Here is a 2,870-nt window from a genome sequence, read left to right as displayed (position 1 = left end):
GAATGGGTTCTATTTATCACAGTTTAGGCAGCACGTATCGTAAAGCCTGGCGGCGCCCTACTCTTCCATCGCTTAGGCGATAGTACCATTGGCGCAGTCTGGTTTCACGGCCGAGTTCGGGATGGGATCGGGTGGGTCACGGACGCTATGGCCACCAAGCTATAGGATACGTGCTGTTAGACTGTGTTTTTAGAAATCGATGTGTTGAGGATTACCGTGCTGTGTATGTTTCCTGCCCGCCAGCCTTGTGGTTGGGGGTGTGGACTCTGCAAGCGCGAATAGGACAATTAGGACCGGTTAGCTCCACGCGTTACCGCGCTTCCACATCCGGCCTATCGAGGTCGTGGTCTCCGACCGTCCTAAAGAAATCTTATCTTGAGGGAGGCTTCCCGCTTAGATGCTTTCAGCGGTTATCCCGTCCATGCATAGCTACCCTGCTGCGCCGTTGGCACGACGACAGGTCCACCAGAGGCATGTTCAACCCGGTCCTCTCGTACTAGGGTCAACTCCTCTCAAATTTCGACGCCCACGGCAGATAGGGACCAAACTGTCTCGCGACGTTCTGAACCCAGCTCACGTACCACTTTAATTGGCGAACAGCCAAACCCTTGGGACCTGCTCCAGCCCCAGGATGTGATGAGCCGACATCGAGGTGCCAAACAACCCCGTCGATATGAGCTCTTGGGGGTTATCAGCCTGTTATCCCCGGCGTACCTTTTATCCGTTGAGCGATGGCCCTTCCACGAGGGACCACCGGATCACTATGACCGACTTTCGTCTCTGCTCGACTTGTCAGTCTCGCAGTCAGGCTGGCTTATGCCATTGCACTCTAACAGCCGGTTTCCAACCGGCCTGAGCCAACCATCGCGCGCCTCCGTTACTCTTTAGGAGGCGACCGCCCCAGTCAAACTACCCGCCACAGAGGGTCCCTCTCCCGGTTTCACGGGAGCAGGTTAGACATCAGAAAACAACAGGGTGGTATTTCACCTATGGCTCCACACCGGCTGGCGCCGATGCTTCAAAGCCTCCCACCTATGCTACACAGTTCTTTCCTAATGCCACTCTGAAGCTGCAGTAAAGGTGCACGGGGTCTTTCCGTCTAACCGCGGGTACTCCGCATCTTCACGGAGAATTCAATTTCGCTGAGCATGTGCTGGAGACAGTGGGGAAGTCGTTACGCCATTCGTGCAGGTCGGAACTTACCCGACAAGGAATTTCGCTACCTTAGGACCGTTATAGTTACGGCCGCCGTTTACCTGGGCTTCATTTCAGTGCTTGCACACCTCCACTTAACCTTCAGGCACCGGGCAGGCGTCAGACCCTATACGTCGTCTTGAAGCCGACTTAGCAGAGCCCTGTGTTTTTGCTAAACAGTCGCTACCCCCTGGCCTGTGCCCCCCATGAGAGCTTGCGCTTACATGGGGCCTCCTTCTTCCGAAGGTACGGAGGCAATTTGCCGAGTTCCTTCAGCACACTTCTCTCAAGCGCCTTGGTATACTCTACCTGACCACCTGTGTCGGTTTCGGGTACGGACTGTACGGGGAGGCTATTTCCTGGAACCGCTTCGAAGCCCACTCAATCCGTTAAGAGTGAACAACACACGCGATCCGTCACACATCCCCAGGCGCAGGAATATTAACCTGCTTCCCATCGACTACGCCCTTCGGCCTCGTCTTAGGGTCCGGCTCACCCTGCTCAGATTAGCTTTAAGCAGGAACCCTTGGTCTTTCGGCGACAGGGCATCTCACCCTGTTTATCGCTACTCATGTCTGCATTCGCACTTCCGATACCTCCACGGTCCATTACCAGACCGCTTCGCAGGCTTACGGAACGCTCCGCTACCGCGTGACTAATGTCACACCCTAAGCTTCGGTGCGTGTCTTGAGCCCCGGTACATCTTCGCCGCAGGAACCCTTGTTTAGACCAGTGAGCTGTTACGCTTTCTTTAAAGGATGGCTGCTTCTAAGCCAACCTCCTGGTTGTTTTGGGATTCCCACATGCTTTCCCACTTAGACACGACTTGGGGACCTTAGCTGTAGGTCAGGGCTGTTTCCCTCTTGACGACGGACCTTAGCACCCGCCGTCTGTCTCCCGGATAGTACTCCTAGGTATTCGGAGTTTGGTTAGAGTTGGTAGATCTCGCGACCCCCGCATCCATCCAGTGCTCTACCCCCTAGGGTATTCGTCCGAGGCACTACCTCAATAGTTTTCGCGGAGAACCAGCTATTTCCCGGCTTGATTGGCCTTTCACCCCTAAACACAACTCATCCGGTAACTTTTCAACGTTAATCGGTTCGGACCTCCAGTGGGTGTTACCCCACCTTCATCCTGGTCATGCCTAGATCGCCGGGTTTCGGGTCTAATGCATCGAACTCAATCGCCCTATTCAGACTCGCTTTCGCTGCGCCTACACCTATCGGCTTAAGCTTGCTCGATACATTAAGTCACAGACCCATTATGCAAGAGGTACGCTGTCAGGCCTTAAGGCCCTCCAACTGCTTGTAGGCAATCCGTTTCAGGTACTGTTTCACTCCCCTCATCGGGGTGCTTTTCACCTTTCCCTCACGGTACTAGTTCGCTATCGGTCGCATACGAGTATTTAGGCTTGGAGGGTGGTCCCCCCATGTTCAGACAGGATTACACGTGTCCCGCCCTACTCGAGTCCTCTGATCTCACTTTCGCATACGGGGCTGTCACCCGCTATGGCCGAACTTTCCAGATCGTTCTGCTAGTTGAATCAGAGGCACTGGCCTGGTCCGCGTTCGCTCGCCACTACTAACGGAATCTCGGTTGATGTCTTTTCCTCCGGGTACTGAGATGTTTCAGTTCTCCGGGTTCGCTTCACCAAAACTATGTATTCATTCTGGTGA

Annotated in this window: 2 rRNA genes (1 of these 2 cut by a window edge); both read right to left on the bottom strand. The window is 54.4% G+C overall.

Annotation, left to right across the window (positions count from 1 at the left end):
* Positions 1 to 44: 44 nt before the first annotated feature.
* A 5S ribosomal RNA gene (gene rrf / locus HZF05_RS13605) occupies positions 45 to 159 on the bottom strand.
* A gap of 108 nt (positions 160 to 267) precedes the next feature.
* Positions 268 to 2,870: ribosomal RNA gene (locus tag HZF05_RS13600) — 23S ribosomal RNA — on the bottom strand (it continues 190 nt past the right edge of the window).

This window comes from Sphingomonas chungangi, assembly GCF_013778325.1.
Classification (GTDB): domain Bacteria; phylum Pseudomonadota; class Alphaproteobacteria; order Sphingomonadales; family Sphingomonadaceae; genus Solisphingomonas; species Solisphingomonas chungangi.
The sequence above is the reverse complement of the archived record's forward strand: the minus strand, read 5'-3'. Positions and strand labels throughout refer to the sequence as shown.